Annotated in this window: 19 protein-coding genes and 2 tRNA genes; 8 read left to right on the top strand and 13 right to left on the bottom strand. The window is 68.1% G+C overall.

The features are described from left to right. The first annotated feature begins 100 nt into the window (after positions 1-100). A complete protein-coding gene (locus tag AB4Z01_RS14940) occupies positions 101-403 on the top strand; it encodes a hypothetical protein (RefSeq protein WP_441694847.1) in 303 nt (100 codons plus the stop codon). 47 nt (positions 404-450) lie between these two features. Here the strand turns inward: AB4Z01_RS14940 and AB4Z01_RS14935 are convergent, their stop codons facing one another. Beyond that, positions 451-687: a carph-isopro domain-containing protein gene (locus tag AB4Z01_RS14935; protein WP_441694845.1), complete on the bottom strand. Its 237-nt coding sequence runs from the start codon at positions 685-687 to the stop codon at positions 451-453. A 137-nt stretch (positions 688-824) separates the two neighbouring features. Here AB4Z01_RS14935 and AB4Z01_RS14930 point away from each other — a divergent pair, with 137 nt between their 5' ends. The 7 genes from AB4Z01_RS14930 to AB4Z01_RS14900 all read left to right on the top strand — a co-directional run bounded on the left by AB4Z01_RS14930 (position 825) and on the right by AB4Z01_RS14900 (position 5058). Next, positions 825-1409, top strand: coding sequence for a hypothetical protein (locus AB4Z01_RS14930; RefSeq protein ID WP_441694843.1), 585 nt, complete (start codon positions 825-827; stop codon positions 1407-1409). Positions 1410-1536: 127 nt separating this feature from the next. Further along, on the top strand, positions 1537-1992 hold the full coding sequence (locus tag AB4Z01_RS14925) for a hypothetical protein (protein ID WP_441694841.1): 456 nt from the start codon (positions 1537-1539) through the stop codon (positions 1990-1992). Then, complete coding sequence (locus tag AB4Z01_RS14920) at positions 1992-2678, top strand: hypothetical protein (RefSeq protein ID WP_441694839.1); 687 nt, start codon at positions 1992-1994, stop codon at positions 2676-2678. Before AB4Z01_RS14925 ends, AB4Z01_RS14920 begins: the two co-directional genes overlap by 1 nt. Before the next feature lie 97 nt (positions 2679-2775). Then, on the top strand, positions 2776-3141 hold the full coding sequence (locus AB4Z01_RS14915) for a hypothetical protein (RefSeq protein ID WP_441694837.1): 366 nt from the start codon (positions 2776-2778) through the stop codon (positions 3139-3141). Then, positions 3138-3569, top strand: coding sequence for a hypothetical protein (locus AB4Z01_RS14910; protein ID WP_441694836.1), 432 nt, complete (start codon positions 3138-3140; stop codon positions 3567-3569). Before AB4Z01_RS14915 ends, AB4Z01_RS14910 begins: the two co-directional genes overlap by 4 nt. 81 nt (positions 3570-3650) lie before the next feature. Continuing rightward, the gene (locus AB4Z01_RS14905; protein WP_441694834.1) at positions 3651-3926 is read left to right on the top strand and encodes a hypothetical protein; all 276 of its coding nucleotides are present in this window, start codon (positions 3651-3653) and stop codon (positions 3924-3926) included. Further along, positions 3913-5058 (top strand): tyrosine-type recombinase/integrase, encoded by a 1146-nt coding sequence (locus AB4Z01_RS14900; protein ID WP_441694832.1) that lies wholly within the window; start codon positions 3913-3915, stop codon positions 5056-5058. Before AB4Z01_RS14905 ends, AB4Z01_RS14900 begins: the two co-directional genes overlap by 14 nt. 20 nt (positions 5059-5078) lie before the next feature. Here AB4Z01_RS14900 and AB4Z01_RS14895 read toward each other — a convergent pair. The 12 genes from AB4Z01_RS14895 to mdcA all read right to left on the bottom strand — a co-directional run bounded on the left by AB4Z01_RS14895 (position 5079) and on the right by mdcA (position 16479). Then, positions 5079-5155 (bottom strand) — tRNA-Arg (locus tag AB4Z01_RS14895). A gap of 8 nt (positions 5156-5163) precedes the next feature. Next, positions 5164-5454: an ETC complex I subunit gene (locus tag AB4Z01_RS14890; protein ID WP_088149529.1), complete on the bottom strand. Its 291-nt coding sequence runs from the start codon at positions 5452-5454 to the stop codon at positions 5164-5166. Positions 5455-5486: 32 nt separating this feature from the next. Continuing rightward, positions 5487-5563 (bottom strand) — tRNA-Pro (locus AB4Z01_RS14885). Positions 5564-5882: 319 nt separating this feature from the next. Then, entirely contained in the window at positions 5883-9023 is a 3141-nt protein-coding gene (locus AB4Z01_RS14880; protein ID WP_441694830.1) for an efflux RND transporter permease subunit, read from the bottom strand. Next, positions 9020-10216 (bottom strand): efflux RND transporter periplasmic adaptor subunit, encoded by a 1197-nt coding sequence (locus tag AB4Z01_RS14875; RefSeq protein WP_441694828.1) that lies wholly within the window; start codon positions 10214-10216, stop codon positions 9020-9022. Before AB4Z01_RS14875 ends, AB4Z01_RS14880 begins: the two co-directional genes overlap by 4 nt. A 150-nt stretch (positions 10217-10366) precedes the next feature. Then, positions 10367-11353, bottom strand: a complete 987-nt coding sequence (locus AB4Z01_RS14870; RefSeq protein WP_441694827.1) for an ACP S-malonyltransferase — start codon at positions 11351-11353, stop codon at positions 10367-10369. Further along, positions 11296-12204, bottom strand: a complete 909-nt coding sequence (gene mdcB / locus AB4Z01_RS14865) for a triphosphoribosyl-dephospho-CoA synthase MdcB (RefSeq protein WP_441694825.1) — start codon at positions 12202-12204, stop codon at positions 11296-11298. The genes AB4Z01_RS14870 and mdcB overlap by 58 nt, the downstream gene beginning before the upstream one ends. Further along, positions 12180-12845, bottom strand: a complete 666-nt coding sequence (gene mdcG / locus AB4Z01_RS14860; protein WP_441694824.1) for a malonate decarboxylase holo-[acyl-carrier-protein] synthase — start codon at positions 12843-12845, stop codon at positions 12180-12182. Before mdcG ends, mdcB begins: the two co-directional genes overlap by 25 nt. Continuing rightward, complete coding sequence (locus AB4Z01_RS14855; protein WP_441694822.1) at positions 12829-13569, bottom strand: biotin-independent malonate decarboxylase subunit gamma; 741 nt, start codon at positions 13567-13569, stop codon at positions 12829-12831. Before AB4Z01_RS14855 ends, mdcG begins: the two co-directional genes overlap by 17 nt. After that, a complete protein-coding gene (locus AB4Z01_RS14850) occupies positions 13556-14488 on the bottom strand; it encodes a biotin-independent malonate decarboxylase subunit beta (RefSeq protein ID WP_441694820.1) in 933 nt (310 codons plus the stop codon). Before AB4Z01_RS14850 ends, AB4Z01_RS14855 begins: the two co-directional genes overlap by 14 nt. Next, positions 14485-14799, bottom strand: coding sequence for a malonate decarboxylase acyl carrier protein (gene mdcC / locus AB4Z01_RS14845; RefSeq protein ID WP_441694818.1), 315 nt, complete (start codon positions 14797-14799; stop codon positions 14485-14487). The genes AB4Z01_RS14850 and mdcC overlap by 4 nt, the downstream gene beginning before the upstream one ends. A 9-nt stretch (positions 14800-14808) precedes the next feature. After that, on the bottom strand, positions 14809-16479 hold the full coding sequence (gene mdcA, locus AB4Z01_RS14840; protein ID WP_441694817.1) for a malonate decarboxylase subunit alpha: 1671 nt from the start codon (positions 16477-16479) through the stop codon (positions 14809-14811). Positions 16480-16495: the final 16 nt, after the last annotated feature.

Here is a 16495-nt window from a genome sequence, read left to right as displayed (position 1 = left end):
TCGTGAGATGATGGTTGTGTGAGGCGCCAAACGTGGAGCATGGGCACCCCGGGTCATTCACGGCACCTTCAGAACAGCGATGCAGCCTACGGGGGAGATGATGACCGACGATCAGGGCGAGTGGGTTGAAGGCTTCCGGTTTCCGGCCGATGTGCCATTCAGTCTGCCGCAAGCGGAGGTCTTGACGCTCGCCATGGACCAGTCCTCCCACAGCATGGGCTTCCTGGTGACGGTGCCGTACGGAGATCCGCCCCGGTCCCTGATCTTCGTGCTGCAAGCGACCGAAAGCCAATTGAAGCAGATCGCTGCGGATCTTCAGGCTCTTGCGAAGCTGAACAACTGGGTTCTTCCTGAGCCTGTCGTTCAGCACGCGGCCGGGCTCTCGCAACCTCGGCGCCAGTAACCCTGCCAAGCACTTCGAGCGAGAGGGGCTTGCCGCGTCGAGGCGGATCATGCAGCACGCTCCTCGCGCCGCTTATGCGGCGTGTCGACCGGCTCGAAGAAGTCCGCCGGAGACAGGTCGATCCCAAGGCGCAATGCGGCGTTCAGGACCTCCTGCTGACGCAGCGCCGGAATGACGCCGCGTTGCTTCCAACCCTGCACCGTCGATGCATGCTTATGGCCAAGCGCTCGAGCCAGAGAGGTCAGGCCGCCGAAACGGTCAATGATGTCATCGCAGGCTTTCATGGACGTATGTTTTACGCGACGCGAAGCGGAAAATCAACGTGGAACACGTAACATCAACGCGCGATAGTGCGGCCATGACCATGAGCGCGCCCGTCACTCAACGACTCCGCAGCCTTCGGCAACGAGCGGGGATATCGATGCGCGAGATCGCGCAGGCCATCGGACTGAAGGGGGCCTCTAGTTACCAGAGGTATGAAGATGGCGATTTGTTTACACGTGAATACCTGCCGATTGAAATGGGCCCGCACTTGAAAGCCATCCTCGTTGGTAGAGGAGCACCACCTATTGAGCCATATGAGGTTGACGAACTCTTCGGCATTCAATTACGACCCGCAGACACTGCGGACGAGATACGCGCTGGCAGGCCATTCTATCACAGAAGACTTGAGTATGACGCCGTCAACAAACCGTCGGCGGAAATAAATAGAAAATTCTTGATTTACATTGCGTCATATATTGATCTTAGGCGCGAGCTCTCGTGGGCGAAATTGTCCAAGCGGGGATGGGCACTTTGTTATTTGATGATACATGACGACCTTATCAAAGAGTCCGAAAAGATAATGAGCGTTCCTGCTGAAGACAGGGCAAAATTCTCGCAAGAACTGATAGATGAGGACGAGGACCCAACGACTAACCTGCCACTGCTGCTCACCTGCAGCCATATGATCAATGTCGTTCGTCGACACGAGGAAGAAGCCCAGGAGGCATCCTCAAACGCCTGAATAGCAGGTACATGGGCGCGGCCCCGCCTGTACGTTCGCGCTTGCAGTTTACGTTTTTAGCGTATAAATTCTGCCTCGTCAGCCATCGCTGACCGCCCCGCGGGGCGGTCACCTGGGGAGGTAAATTATGCCGAGAGACGTCATTCCCTCCGCCCTCAAGATTGAGGACGAGATCGCCGCCGAAGGCATCGAGGCGAGCATGTACAAGCTGGAGGCCCTGGTCGCCGCGATGCACGGGATCGAAGAGAGCCGGCGCTACACTCACGAGGAGGCGCAYGCCCTCATCGGCCCGATCTACGCCCAGCTGCGGGACCTCGAATACGCGATCATGAGATCCAAGCCGCAGACGGTCGGCGGCGCTCTCTGCCTCCTGATGCTGGCGCAGAACGAGCTCGCCGTGATCAGCGGCTCCAACTTCGACGGCGAAGTCCTCGGCGCAGAGGAAGCGGAGCGCGCCGTGCGCGAAGCCCTCCGTTTCCTGATGGCCCGGGAGGATCGGTCGCTTCAAGAGCTACCGGCTCAGTCCTACTACATGGCCTTCCGCCTCTACGGCACGGTCAAGCCCGCGCAGGAGGCTGCGTGATGGCCCCGCTCGACTTCGCGCACGTGCCGGCCGCCTCCCACGCAGCGCCGGCCGCTGCCGAGGACCCGGTCTTCGCCGCCCATCGCGCCTGGGAGGCGGCACAGAAACTGTTCAACGAGCGTCATGACAGGCTGGAGGAGCAGACCTCCAAGGCCTGGGAAAAGTACGGCGAGGATTGCCTTAAGCCGCTGGTCTCCATCGGCGTGAGCCAGGTCAGCGGCGAGGAGAAGTTCGTCTCATCCGAGCAGGAGATCGAGGCCCAGGTGGCCAGGAAGATCAGGGCCGCCCAGAGCTTCGCTGTGGATCTCCCCGATGGCCGAACCAGGCACGTAAAGGTCGAGAGCAGAGGGTGGGTGCCGATAGAAGAGATCGCGGCGGGGATCCTGAAGTGGGGCGACGCTATGCGCGCCAATCTCCGCAAGGCAGAGCAGCGGGTCGCGGAGATTGGCGCCGAGTTCGGCTTGGCCGAGGCCGAGGCCGAGGACGAGGCCGCGGGGCAGGCTCTGGTCGCGGCCGACTATGCCCTGGCCGACTGCCCAGCAACCACGCCCGCGGGAATTGCCCTGAAACTCGAGCTGGCAGCTGATCTTTTCGGTTGGGGTGGCGACACCGAGGAGTGCCGGGTGGAGGACAAATTCCTCAAGTCGATCACGGCCGATATAGAGCGCCTGCAGCCTGCCGCCTGATAGCCGCCACTCGCGCGGGCCCGGGCCCGCGCATGCACGAGACGCGCCGCGCGCCCCGCGCGAGACGCACCACCCCAAACCTCACGAGGAAATCATCATGGCCCCTCTCGACGGCGCAAGCGCCCCATCCCTCCCGAGCAGCGACGACACCGACATCCTCTCCCTCGCCCAGATCGTGTGGCGCGAAGGCGCCAGCCTCGACGCCGGCGCGGACATCGACGAGAAGACGTTCAATCAGAACTGCGATCGGCTGAACCGGATGCGCGAGCAGATCCTGGCGACCCCCGCGCGCACCGCCGCCGGCGCAGCCGCGAAGCTCCGCGTTGGGCTCTGGCCCGACCTCCTGTCCAGCAGCGGCGCCGCGGTCGATCCCGGCCGCGAACTGGACCCCAGCGAGCGCATGGTGCTCCAGGTCCTTTCGGATCTCGACGCCATGGCCGCGGCGCAGGGAGCCGCGTCATGACCCCCGCGATGGCCAGCAGCCGCGCCGCCAGCCTCCCGCCGCTCACCCAGCCTGCTCGGCCGCGCGGCGCCCCGGTAAGCATCGCCGACATCGTGCACCGCGCATACGACGCGGAGCATGGGCGGAAGCTGTTTCGGCTCCCGACCCGCGACGAGTTCGACGCCACCGCCTGGATCGCCGAAGCCCGTGCCGCCGGCATTGGCCTCAGCATCGGACTTTTGGAGGAGATGAAGTTCGATCTGTCCGGCGCCGCGCCCGGCGCCTTTGGGGGGATGATGGATGTCCGGGTCGATCTGTGGGGCGAGGCGGTGAAGATCGAGCTTCGCCGGGAGGAAGCCGATCATCGGTCGGGCACGGGCACGTGCGTGCACGCGCCCACGCGTGAGGCTCGCCACGCGCCAGGCGTGCGCGCGGCAGCTGACTCTTAATCAGCGGCTCAACAAGCGTGGCCCTGGGTGTTCCGGGGCCACGCTCTTTTTCACCCGCCGAGGCATAGGCCCGGAGCTTCGATGAGCGAACGCCGCAAGCCACGCCCGACCGTGACGCCTCGCATCTGGACGGAGGAGCAGGTCGCCTGGCGCCTCGGCATGTCCGTCGAGACGATGCGCCGGCGGATGGCCGAGCTGAAGCGGCAGGGCATGCCCGAACCCGATCCCCTCTTCCTGGACCGCTGGGACATCAACGCCGTCGAGCATTGGCTCGATGTGCGCGCCGGCCTGGCCCCTGTCGCCGGCGCCGCCCAGGCCAGCGATTACGAGCGCGCGCTGCAGAATGGCGAAATTTGAGGTCCGCCATCTGCGGATCCGCGGCGGCCGCTGCTTCTTCCAACCCTCGAAGTCCATGCGTGCCGCCGGCTTTCTGCCGCAGCCGCTCGGCGAGGACGAGGTCGAGGCGGCGCGGGTCGCCAAGGCGCTCAACGAGGAATGGGACCGGCTGCAGGCGGAGCGGAAACAGGCGCGTCGCGCTGGCCGGCCCGACCCCGCCGGCAAGACGCCCCCTGCCCCGCGCGGCACGTTCGAGTGGCTGATCCAGGAGCACAAGAAGACCGACGCCTGGAAGAAGCGGCCGAAGAAGACCAAGGCCGAGTTCGACTACTACACCGGCTTGCTCGTCCAGACCCGCAAGCAGCAGTCTGCCACGCTGCAGCGCCCGCACATCCGGCAGCTGGTTCAGAACATGCGCGAGCAGGGCTTCAGCCAGGACAAGGCGAACCGGGTGGTGAAGTGGCTGCGCTTTCTGCTGTCCGAGGCGATCGAGCACGGGCTGCGGAAGAACAACCCGGCCTTCAACCTGAAGCTGTCGAAGGGGCAGCCGCGCCAGGTCGTGTGGTCGGAGGCCGAGGTCTGGCGGCTGGTGAAGAAGGCGATCGAGATGGGCCGCGCTTCGATCGCGCTGGCCGCCCTCATCGCCTTCGACATGGGCCAGCGCCGCGGCGACGTCCTCGGCATGACCTGGGGCCGCTGGGACGGCGAGCGCCTTCTGGTGCACCAGAGCAAGACCCAGACGCTGGTGTCGGTGAAGGCGCTCCCGGAGCTGCGCGACGCCATCGAGATGACCAGGGACGCGGACGAGGTCTACCGCATGACCAACGACCCGGAGCTTCGGGGTGCCCGGGCCATGGTGATCAGCGAGGAGACGGGCCGGCCCTACAAGGGCGACAACTTCAGCCACCTGTTCCGCGAGATCGCCGACGCCGCCGGCTTCAAGGACAAGCAGTTCATCGACCTGCGCCGCAGCTCGGTGGTGCGGCTATCGCTCGCCGGCTGCACGCCGCAGCTGATCAGCGCCATCACGGGCCACAGCATCGAGTCCGTGGTCCGGATCCTGCGGGTCTACAACCCGACCACGAAGGAGCAATCCGACCTGGCGATCACGATGCTCCAGGCATGGCGTGAGCGCCAGAAGTTGGAAAGCTAAAAAGCAAGCTGTTGGAATAGTGGCGACCCCGGCTGGACTCGAACCAGCGACCGTCCGCTTAGAAGGCGGGTGCTCTATCCGGCTGAGCTACGGGGCCGTATCCGCTCAGCGCGGCCGCGGGCGGAAATTGTCGGCGTAGTTGCGCGGCACCACCCGGCGCTCGTGCTCCGGCAGCACGGAATAGGCGATGCTCTTGCGCTCGGCGAAGGCGATCGCCTCCTCCTTGCTCGGGAAGGTCAGCTGCACCTGGTTCAGCGTGTCGCCCGAGGCGACCCAGCCCATCAGCGGCTCCGGCCGGCGCGGCGTCGCGGGCTCGTATTCCAGGACCCAGTCATGGACCTTGCCGCGGCCGCTCTGCATCGCGGATTTGGAACGACGATAGATACGCGCCTGCATGGCTCGGCCGACTCTCCAGTGTTCTGCCGGGCTGGTCGGGGCGGAGAGATTCGAACTCCCGACATCCTGCTCCCAAAGCAGGCGCGCTACCAGACTGCGCTACGCCCCGTCGGCCCGAACGCCGCAGGTTTCCTAGAGGTTTTGCAGTGGGTTGGCAAGAAGCTTCTGCTGGAACGAAGAGAACAAAACAGCACCTCTTCCAGCCCTCCGATGCGCGGAGTCCCGACCGAAGTTTCGCTTTTGTTCACTCCATGCACAAACAAGTCCCCTGAATATGTGGTGGCAGGCAGGCCGACGTCGAACGCGACGCCCTTCTTGGGGCTGTAGACGGGGCTCTGCAGCGAGGCTGTTCAGGGCGCCGATACCGGACGTGACTGCGGCACGAGCGAGCCGCTCTCGATAGCGGACCTTGACCTCTCGCTTCAGGCCTAAGGAAGCTCAAGGCGACTGCTTTTCGAAGCCTGCCGCACCCGCCGTGCCGCTTGGCCGAGGCGGCCGAGATAGAGGTACACGATCGGCGTGGTGAACAGCGTCAGCACTTGGCTGACCATGAGGCCGCCGACGATGGCGTAGCCGAGCGGCTGGCGGATCTCCGATCCCGTGCCGGTCCCGACCATCAGCGGAATGCCTCCCAGGATCGCGCACATCGTCGTCATCAGGATCGGGCGGAAGCGCGACAGGCAAGCCTCGCGCACCGCCTCGACCGGCGACTTGCCCGCACGCTCGGCCGCCAGGGCGAAGTCGATCATCATGATGCCGTTCTTCTTGACGATGCCGATCAAGAGCACGATGCCGATGATGCCGATCACGTCGAGCGGCATCCCCGCCGCCATCAGCGCCAGCAGCGCGCCGAGGCCGGCCGACGGCAGGGTCGACAGGATCGTTACCGGGTGGACGGCGCTCTCATACAGCATGCCGAGGATCAGATAGACGGCGACGAGCGCCGCCGCGATCAGGGCCGGCTGGCCGGCCAGGGCGGTCTCATAGGCATGCGCCGTGCCCTGGAAAGCGCCCTGAATGCTGGCCGGCAGGTGCAGCGCCGCCACGGCGCGATCGACATCGGCCACCGCCGTCCCGATCGAGCTGTGCGGCGCCAAGTTGAAGGACACCGTGACCGACGGGAACTGGCTCTGATGATTGACCACCAGCGGCGCCGTCGTCGGCACCTGGTGCGCGATCTCGCTCAGCGGCACGGGCTGCCCGGCGGAGGAGCGCAGATAGACCGACTGCAGGGCGTCCGGTCCCCGGCGGAAGGCGGGATCGACCTCCAGGATCACATAGTACTGGTTGAGCGAGGTGAAGACCTTGGTCACGACCCGCTGGCCGAAGGCGTCGTCCAGCGCGTTGTCGACGTCCTGCGGCGCGATGCCCAGGCGAGACGCCGCGTCGCGGTCGATCTGGATCGAGAACTGCAGGCCCGAGCTCTCCTGGTCGCTGGTGGCGTCGGTGACGCTGGGCAGTTGCGCCACCGCGGCGACCACCTTCGGTGCCCAGACCGCCAGCTCCTGCGCGTTCACGTCGGTCAGCGTGTACTGGTACTGGGTCTTGGCCACGCGGCCGCCGATCGTGATGTCCTGCGCGGCCTGCATGTAGAGGCGGATGCCGGTGACGGGCTGCAACGCCTTGTCCAGTCGCACGATCACCTGGTCTGCCGTCGAGTCCGGGCCGCGCTGCCCCTGCGGCTTCAGCGAGATGTACATGCGGCCCTGGTTCGGTGACGGGTTGGTGCCGCCCGGTCCGATATAGCTGGCGACTGAGGCGACCGCCGGGTCCCGCAGCAGCACGTCGACAACCTGCTGCTGCTTCTCGGCCAAGGCCCCGGTCGACACGTCCTGCGCCGCCTCGGTGACGCCGGCGATCAGGCCGGTGTCCTGCTGCGGGAAGAAGCCCTTCGGGATGGTGACGAACAGATACCCGGTCAGCGCGATAGTCGCGATCATGACCAGGAGGGCCGGGCGCTGGTGCTGCAGCACCCGGTCCAGCGCCTTTTCGTAGCTCGCGGCCAGGCGTTCGAACCCAACCTCCAGCAGCCGGTACACCCGGCCATGCCGCGCCGGGCCTTCGGCCACCGGCTTGAGCAGGCGGGCGCAGAGCATCGGCGTCAGGGTCAGCGACACCAGGGCGGAGACGGCGATGGCGACGGCGACGGTGACGGCGAACTCCTGGAACAGCTTGCCGATGACGCCGCCCATCAGCAGCAGCGGGATGAACACCGCCACCAGCGACACCGAGATCGACAGGATGGTGAAGCCGATCTGCCCGGCGCCGTCCAGGGCCGCCTGCAGCGGCGTCTTGCCCCGCTCCAGGTGGTGGACGATGTTCTCGACCATCACGATTGCGTCGTCGACCACGAAGCCGACCGCGACCGACAGCGCCATCAGCGACAGGTTGTCGAGCGAGTAGCCGAGCACCGCCATCACCGCGAAGGTGCCGACGATCGAGATCGGCACCGCGATCCCCGGGATGATGGTGGCCCAGACGTTCCGCAGGAAGAGGAGGATGGTCAGGACCACAAGGCCGATGGTCAGGACCAGCGTGAACTGGACGTCGGCGACCGAGGCGCGGATCGTGGTGGTGCGGTCGGAGACCACGGCGACCCTGATCGCCGGCGGCAGCGACGCCTCGAGCTGCGGCAGCTCGCGCCGGATGCTGTCGACAGTCTGGATCACATTGGCGCCCGGCAGGCGCTGGACCGCCAGGATGATGCCGCGCTGGCGGCCGTACCAGGCGGCCAGCTGGTCATTGGCCGGGCCGATCTCGGCATGGCCGATATCGCTGACCCGGATCGGCGCGCCGTTCTTGTAGCCGATGATGGCCTGGTTGTAGCTGACGAGCGTGGTCAGCTGGTCGTTGGTCTGCAGCGCATAGGCCTGCTGCTTGCCTTCAAGCGTGCCCTTCGGGTCGTCGACCGTGATCGACGACAGGGCGGTGCGGATGTCCTCGAGCGTCAGGCCCTGGGCGGCGAGCTGCTGCGGGTTCACCTGGACCCGCATGGCCGGCTGCTGCTGGCCGCCGATGGTGACCAGCCCGACGCCCGGCACCTGCGACAGCTTCTGCGCCAGGATGCTTTCCGCATAGTCGTCGACCGTCGTCAGCGGCAGGGTGTCGGAGGTCAGCGCCAGGATCAGGATCGGCGTGTCGGCCGGGTTGGTCTTGCGGTAGGTCGGCGGCGTCGGGATGGTCTTCGGCAGGTCGCCGCCGGCGGCGTTGATCGCCGCCTGGACGTCTTCCGCGGCGGAGTCCACCGTGCGCGAGGGGTCGAACTGCAGCGTCACCTGGGTGAAGCCGAGCGCGCTGGCCGAGGTCATCTGCGACAGGCCGGGGATCTCGCCGAACTGCCGTTCCAGTGGCGTCGCCACCGAGGAGGCCATGGTCTCCGGGTCGGCCCCGGGCAGCTGTGCCGTGACCTGGATCGTCGGCAGGTCGACCGACGGCAGCGCCGCGACCGGCAGGGAGCGATAGGCGACGATGCCGACCAGCACGAGGCCGATCATCAGCATCAGGGTGGCGATCGGCCGGCGGATGAACGGGCCGGACAGCCCGCCATCGGACGCGGTGCTCTTGCTCATGGCTGGATCCCCAGCTGGTCGGTCTGCGCGTTCATCAGCGGCGCACCGGTGGTGTCGTCCGGGCTGCGTGCGACCACGGTGTCGCCCGGCTGCAGGCCGTACTGCCCGTCGCTGACCACGGTCTGGCCCGCCGTCAGGCCGGCGGTGACCAGCGCCGTCCCGCGCACCGACTGCGCCACCTGGATCGGCTGCGTCGCCACCGTCCCGTCGGGCCGCACCACCCAGGCGAAGGCGCCGGCCGGTCCGCGCTGCACCACCGCGGCGGGCACGGTCAGCCCGTCATGCTGCACCCGCAGGACCAGCCGGGCCGCGATGAACTCGCCAGGCCACAGCAGCTTCTGCGCGTTCGGGAAATCCGCCCGCAGCGTGATCGTGCCGCTGGCCGCGTCGACGGTGTTGTCCAGGGTCTCGAGCTTGCCGGTGTCGAGCCTGGTCGCGCCGTCCTGCGACCAGGCCTCGACCGTCAGCCCGGCCGCGCCGGCGCTGGCCATCTGGCGCTGGATGTCGGGCAGCGCCGCCTGCGGCAGCGTGAACAGGACGGCGATCGGCTGGACCTGGGCGATGGTGACCAGGCCGCTGGCGTCGGTCGGGTGGACGACATTGCCCTCGTCGACCAGGCGGAAGCCGGTGACACCGCTGATCGGTGCCGTGATCTTCGTGTAGCCGAGCTCGACCTGGTCCTGATCGATCACCGCCTGGTCGCCTTTGATCGAGGCCTGGAGCTGATCGATCATCGCCTGCTGGGTGTCGACCTGCTGGTCTGTGGCGTAGCCGGAGCGCTCCAGCGGTTTGTAGCGGCCGAGATTGGCCTGCGCATTGGCCAGATGCGCCTGGTCGCGGGCCAGGGTGGCCTGGTCCTGCTCGAGCTTGGCCTGGGTGAGCCGTGGATCGATCGTGAGCAGCAGGTCGCCCTGCTGCACCGTCTGCCCCTGGTTGAAGACGATCTGCTGGATCTGCCCCTCGACCTGGGTGCGGACGGTGACGGTGTTGAAGGCCTGGACCCGGCCGAGCCCGTCCAGCTCGATCGGCACGTCCTGCCTGGTCACAGTCGCCTCGGCGACGGGCACGGGCGGCACGACCGAAATCGGCGCCGCGGTGGAGACGGGATCGAAAGCGTCGGTGCCGAGGACGAAGAGAGAGCCGGAGATCCCGGCCACCACGCCCACGGCGGCGAGAAGCAATTTGCGGCGCATGGTCGACCTCCTCTGTAGGCAGGGATGGTGATTTCCGAAGCCGTCACAGGTTAGGTTCGAGGCGGCAGACCGCTCCATTGCACATGGGGATTTCGATGCCCTGCGTTCGTTGGCGGAGACCTATACCTTGGTCTTGCAGAAGGCGCGGCGTCAGGCATCGAGCCAATGGCGGATGCCGTCCAGCGATCGGAATGCCGTGACGCTGCGGACGGCGATGTCCGGCATCGCCTCGCCGGCCATCCTCGCCAGGGCGTCTCCGGGGCCCAGCTCAAGCACGCGCTGCGGGCGAGCGGCGCGGCAGGACTCCATGCAGGCCGCCCAGTCGACGGTCTGCCGGACCTGCAAGGCGAGCTTCTGCAGCCCATCTCGCAGGCGCAGGACGGGCGCACCGTCGACGCCGCTGATCAGCCGCACGCCCGCCGATGGCAGGTGCATCCCGGCGACCCGCTGCTGAAGCAGCTCACCGAATCGCTCGCTGGCGTCGCGTAGCAACGGCGTGTGCGACGCGATCGACACAGGCAACCTGACGACGCGGCTCGCCCCCCGCTGCTCGGCCTCTGCCAAGGCCGGCTCCAGATCGGCGACGGCGCCGCCGACGAGGACATGCAGGGGTCCGTTGACGATGGCGATGTGGAGATCATGCGCCCGGCAGATCGCCTCGATCTCCGGTCGCGGCAGGCCCAGCACCGCGGCGAGCCCCGATGCGCTGCGCGAAGCCTCGTCCATCAGAACGGCCCGTCGGGCGGTCAGGTCCAGGACGGTCGCCGCATCGATGATGCCGGCGATGGCCCAAGCGGCCAGCTCGCCGGCGCTATAGCCCGCAACTGTAATGGGACGATGCGAGGCTGGACCCAGCACCGCCCAGAAGGCCAGTGCCTGGGTACAGCAGAGGATCTGGGCCGTCCTGTTGGCATGCAGCTCGGCTTCACTCGACTGACGGACCAAGCCCCTTGGATCGCCACCGTTGAGCACGCGGCGGGCGGCCGCGAAGACCGGCGCCGCCTCTGGCGCTTCGACGAGCAGATCGAACATGCCTGCGGCCTGGGCGCCCTGGCCGGAGCAGAGGATGACGACGCCCGTCACAGCCAACGCTCGACCGCATCGAGGAAGATCGTCGCGGCGAGCAGATCCGCGCATCCGCCTGGGCTGAGGCGCCGCCGGACGAACTCGTGATGGATCGCCACCGCGCGGGCCTCCCAATCGCCCCGCCCCACGCCGCCGTCACCCAGGAACCGTCGTGCAGCATCTTGCGCGTCCTGCAAGCCCGCTCCGCCGCCGCGATGAAGCAGATTGGTGTCCTCGACCTCGGCCATCAGGGCGAAGAAGGCCTGGACGCGCGCGGCGTCCTCGTCACCAGCGAGAGCGCGTCCCCGCCGGAGGCCAGGCAGCCCGATTTCTCGGAGCTGCGGGAATCCTGCCGCGGCTTCCGCGCGGGCACCGCCTGCCCCGAACCGGCGCAACACGCCGCTGCCGTTGCTGCGGAGCGGGATCGGACCGCGCAGGATATCGTCGCCCCAGCACTGGGCGACGATGTCGGTCAGTTGCGTGGCCGACAGACGCGCCGGCGCGCCTTCCGCCGAGGCTGCTCCGGCCGCGGCGCAGAGCAGCCCGAGGCCGAAGATTGCGCCGCGATGGGTGTTCACGCCGCCGGTCGCTGCGAGCATCGCCTCCTCGGCATCCCGGCCGATCCGGCGGAGTCGCTCCATCTCCGCCCCCGCCGCGCCGGCGATCGCCAGGCGGGCAAAGAAGGGGCGGATCGCAGCCGCGCTGCGCCGGAAGGTGGTGTGGTCCATGTCATCATGGCTGCCACTGTCGACATGGCTCACCAGGCCGGGCTTCGGCCAGGTCTCCAGCTCAGCCAAGAGCGCCGCGGAAGCGATGTCGCCCAGCCGCTCGGCGACGGCAATGGGAAGGCCGGATATTGGCGGCCGGGGCGCGATGCCGACGTCCCGCGCCGGACGGCTCAGGCGAAAAGAGTGTGCACGCATCGGATGTCCGCTCCGTCCATGGATTTGACGAGCACGGCCCCGTCGGGCCGGCGGAATTCCTGGCGAAGCTCCCGCCAGTTCACCCCGCTCCCGGCGTCGAGCGTGATCTCACCGTCGAGCCGGACCGGGCCAGTGGTGTCCAACCGGTCGAGGCCGTCGAGGAGATCGGGCAGGATCTCCGCCTTCGGCCTGGGCCAGATCAGGTCGATATCCGATCCGGACCGCAGATAGGGCAGACCCGTCAGGCGTTGCCAGAGCAGCGCCCCGAACAGAAACGGCGCCAGCGCCAGCCGCTCGCCCAGGGCGATCAACCCGTCCACCTGGGACCCCCAAGCGGCAGGGACAGAGGCCACCGCCGCGCTCAGCGGGACGGCGGCGACGGGCTCCGCCACCAGCCCGGCGGGAATGGACAGCGCAATGCGCAGCTTGCCGTAGGCCGGCGGCAGGGGCAGGCCGACGGCGACGCCGCCCTCCCCCTCTTCGGCGGCCGGACGGCGTGCGATCACCGGCCAGCCGCGTTCCGCCCAGCCGGCTACGAGCCGGCGCGGCCCGTACTCCAGGTCCTGGAAGCCGGGCGACGCGGCCAGCACCGCCGGCCACCCGTCCGGCGTCACGCGCAGCAGGTCATGACGCTGCAGCACGACGGCTCTCGACGACCTGCGCCGCCACACGCCGAGCCAGCTCCGACGCCAGGCGCCGGCCGCCGCGCGCGGCACCGAGCGCATCCCTGGCGTCGTGGCCCGAGCTGCCCGCCAGGGCCGTTTCGAGCTGGGCGTCGAGCGGCCGGCGCGGATCCCAAATCTCCGCCACCGCTCCAACTTCTGTCATGGAGGCGAGGCCAGGCGCGAAGACAGGGGTCGTCTGCGACAGCGCCCGGAGCTTGTCTTCCGGCAGCTTGGTGACCCGCGCCATCGACGGCAGGTCCATGACGGCGGGCTCCGCGCCAGGCAAGGCGACAAGGACGTCCGTCGCCAGGCCGGTGGCCAGGAATGCACCGGCGGCCGCCTTGCCGTGGTTCAGCCCGACCGTGCGATGCCCTTCCCGGCTGGCCAGCAGCAGGCATTTGGCGAGATGCGCGAGATATTCGTTGAGGCCGAGCATCTCGTCGCGACGGGCCATGCGCTGGCTGCGCGTGTCCACCATCACCAGGATCGGCGTGTCGCCGCCGGCTGCGATGACCTGGAGCACCCGTTCGGCGAGGGGCAGGACGCCGTCGATCCCGAGCGGCTCTCCGCCGGCGATGCCAATCACCTCGACCGTGCCGCCTTTCCCACGCCGGCCGGCCCCCATAATCAGCTTGTCGGGGCGCACGACCACGTCGTGCCCGGCGGGGAACAGCCCCGCCAGGATCTCATCGACCGTCATGATCCAGTCCTTTCACCTTGGCGGCCAGTGCGGCGAACGCCTCGTCGTCCATGTCCCGGACGCCCTCCGGATCGGCGATGCCGAGGATGGCCCACATTTCGGTGGCGCTGCTGCAGCCGCCGAGCCGGGCCTGCCGCGCCGCGAGCCTTTCCTGCTCGGCCTGCAGCGTCCGCAGATCGAACGCCGGCACTCGCTCGAGCAGGGCGAGCGCGGCCTCGCGAAAGCCGGCCATCGTGTCCGTGGCATAGGCGTCGGCGCCCCCGATCAGGCGGCGCGTCCGGCCGCCGGTGACGCTCCAGACCAGGGCCTTGTCCTTGGAGTCGAACTCCTCGACGCCCTGATTGGTCTCGATCACCTCGGGGCCGGTGACGCCGAGCCGTCCCTGCTCGGAGATCGCGATCCCCGAGCAGGTGGCGGCGGTGAGGCCGGCGCCGCCGAAGGCCCCTGCCCGCCCGCCGACGAGGGCGATGACCGCGACGCCGGCGCTGCGGGCCTCGGCGATCGCCCGCATCACCTCGGCGACGGCGAGCTCACCGGCATTGGCCTCCTGCAGCCGCACGCCGCCGCTGTCGAGCAGCAGCAGGACGGGAAGATCGGCACGGTCGCGCGCCGCCCGAAGCAGGCCGACCAGCTTCGCCCCGCTCACCTCGGCGAAGGTGCCGCCCATGAACTGCCCTTCCTGGGCGGCGACCAGCACCTCCCGACCGTCGAGGCGCCCGTGCCCGATGATCATGCCGTCGTCGAACGCCGCGGGGAGGTCGAACAGCGCCAGATGCGGGCTCTGGATTCGGTCCGACGGCGGCAGGATCTCGATGAAGCTGCCCGGGTCGAGCAGGCCGGCGAGACGCTCGCGGGCGGAGGCCAGGAACCAGCTCGCGGTGTCGCGGCTGCCAGACTGGCGGATCGCGTTATCATTCATCGGGCCGCCTCCATCATCCGGACGCCCTGCATCAGCCGCAGCGCGACCGTATCCGGCCGGGCCCCGCCGTCATTGATCGAGATGCGGAGCCCGCCCGGGGAGGCGCGCTCGACGAAATCGGCGACGACCGCCTGCCAGACCTCGTCATAGCCGCGCACCGGCGTGGCGATCTCGACCGAGCACTCGGTGTCCGGCAGCGTGCGCTCGAGCAGCACTTCGAGATTGCCGGATGCAACGACGCCGACGATGGCGCTCTCGATGTGCCCTGCAGCCGGCCGGCCGGGGGCGTATCGAAGCTTGATGATCACCATGGCAGCCTCCTACCAGTTCCGGAACTTGCGGGGCGGGTCATAGAGATTGCCCGACCAGTGCATCAGCTCCTTCACGGAGTGCGCGGCGAGCAGGCTCTTGTGGGTGTCGAGCGGATCGATGCCGAGATCCTCCGGCCGCCGGATCACCTTGCGTGCCCGCAGTTCCTCGACCACGCGGCGGTCGCGGGCGCGGCCGACCGGCGTATACCCGGCCACGCCGCGGATCGCCTGCTCGCGCTCATAGGCAGTGCGGCACAGCAGGAGGTTCGCGATCCCTTCCTCGGTGACGATGTGGGTCACGTCGTCGCCGTAGATCATCACCGGCGGCAGATCGAGGCGGAGCGTCTCGGCGAGTTGCACGCTATCGAGTTGCTCAACGAAAGTCGGGACCAGCTTGTCGCCGAAGGTCTCTACGATCTGGACCACCAGCTTGCGGCCGCGCGGCAGCTGCCTCTGCCCGTCCGCCGCCTCTCGTCCCGCCTTCAGCCAGGCTTCGCTGGCATGGCGCCGGCCATGCGGATCGGAGCCCATGTTCGGCGCGCCGCCGAAGCCGGCGATCCGGTCGCGCGTCACCGTCGAGCTGTTGCCCTGCAGGTCGATCTGCAGGGTCGACCCGATGAAGAGGTCGGTCGCGTACAGACCGGCGGCCTGGCAGTACATGCGGTTCGAGGCCATCGAGCCGTCCCGGCCGGTGAAGAAGATGTCCGGGCGGGCGCGCATATACGCGTCCATTCCCACCTCCGACCCGAAGCTGTGGATCTGCTGCACCCAGCCGGTCTCGATCGCCGGGATCAGGGTGGGGTGCGGGTTTAGGGCGAAATGGGTGGCGATGCGCCCCTTCAGGCCCAGCCGCTCGGCATAGGTCGGCAGCAGCAGCTCGATCGCGGCGGTGTTGAACCCGATCCCGTGGTTCAGCCGCCGGACGCCGTATTCCTCGTAGATCCCGCGGATCGCCAGCATCCCGGTCAGAATCTGGGTCTCGGTGATCTGCGCCGGGTCGCGGGTGAACAGCGGCTCGACATAGAAAGTCTCGGGCGCGACGACCACGAAGTCGACGCGATCGCCGGGCACGTCGACGCGCGGCACCTTGTCGACGATCTCGTTCACCTGGGCGATGACAATGCCCTGTTTGAACGCCGTGGCCTCGATCACCACCGGAGAGTCTTCCGTGTTCGGCCCCATATAGAGATTGCCGTCGCGATCGGCGCAGCGCGCGACGGTCAGCGCCACATGCGGTGTCAGGTCGACGAAGTAGCGCGAGAACAGCTCGAGATAGGTGTGGATCGCGCCGAGTTCGATCTTTCCGGCGTTGAGCGCTCGCGCCAGCGCTGCGCCCTGCGGCCCCGAATAGGAGAAGTCGAGCCGGCGGGCGATCCCGGCCTCGAACAGGTCGAGATGCTCGGCAAGGACCAGCCCGGACTGCACGATGTGCAGGTCCCGGACGGTGTTCGGATCCACCGCGGCGAGGCTGCGAGCGAGGAAATCCGCCTGTTTCTGGTTGTCGCCCTCCAGGCAGACGCGATCTCCCGGGCGGAGCACCGCCTCGAGCAGCTTGGTCGCATCATCGGGCGCGACCAGCTTGCCCCGGGTGTAGCGGCCGGCCGCGGCCAGGCGCTGTTCACGGGATTGTCTTCCCGTGTCCCACGCGCGTTGCGCCGGGACCTCCGATCGGACGGTCATGGCTTATTCTCCGGCA

The organism is Inquilinus sp. YAF38, assembly GCF_052113205.1.
Classification (GTDB): Bacteria; Pseudomonadota; Alphaproteobacteria; order DSM-16000; family Inquilinaceae; genus Inquilinus.
The sequence above is the reverse complement of the archived record's forward strand: the minus strand, read 5'-3'. Positions and strand labels throughout refer to the sequence as shown.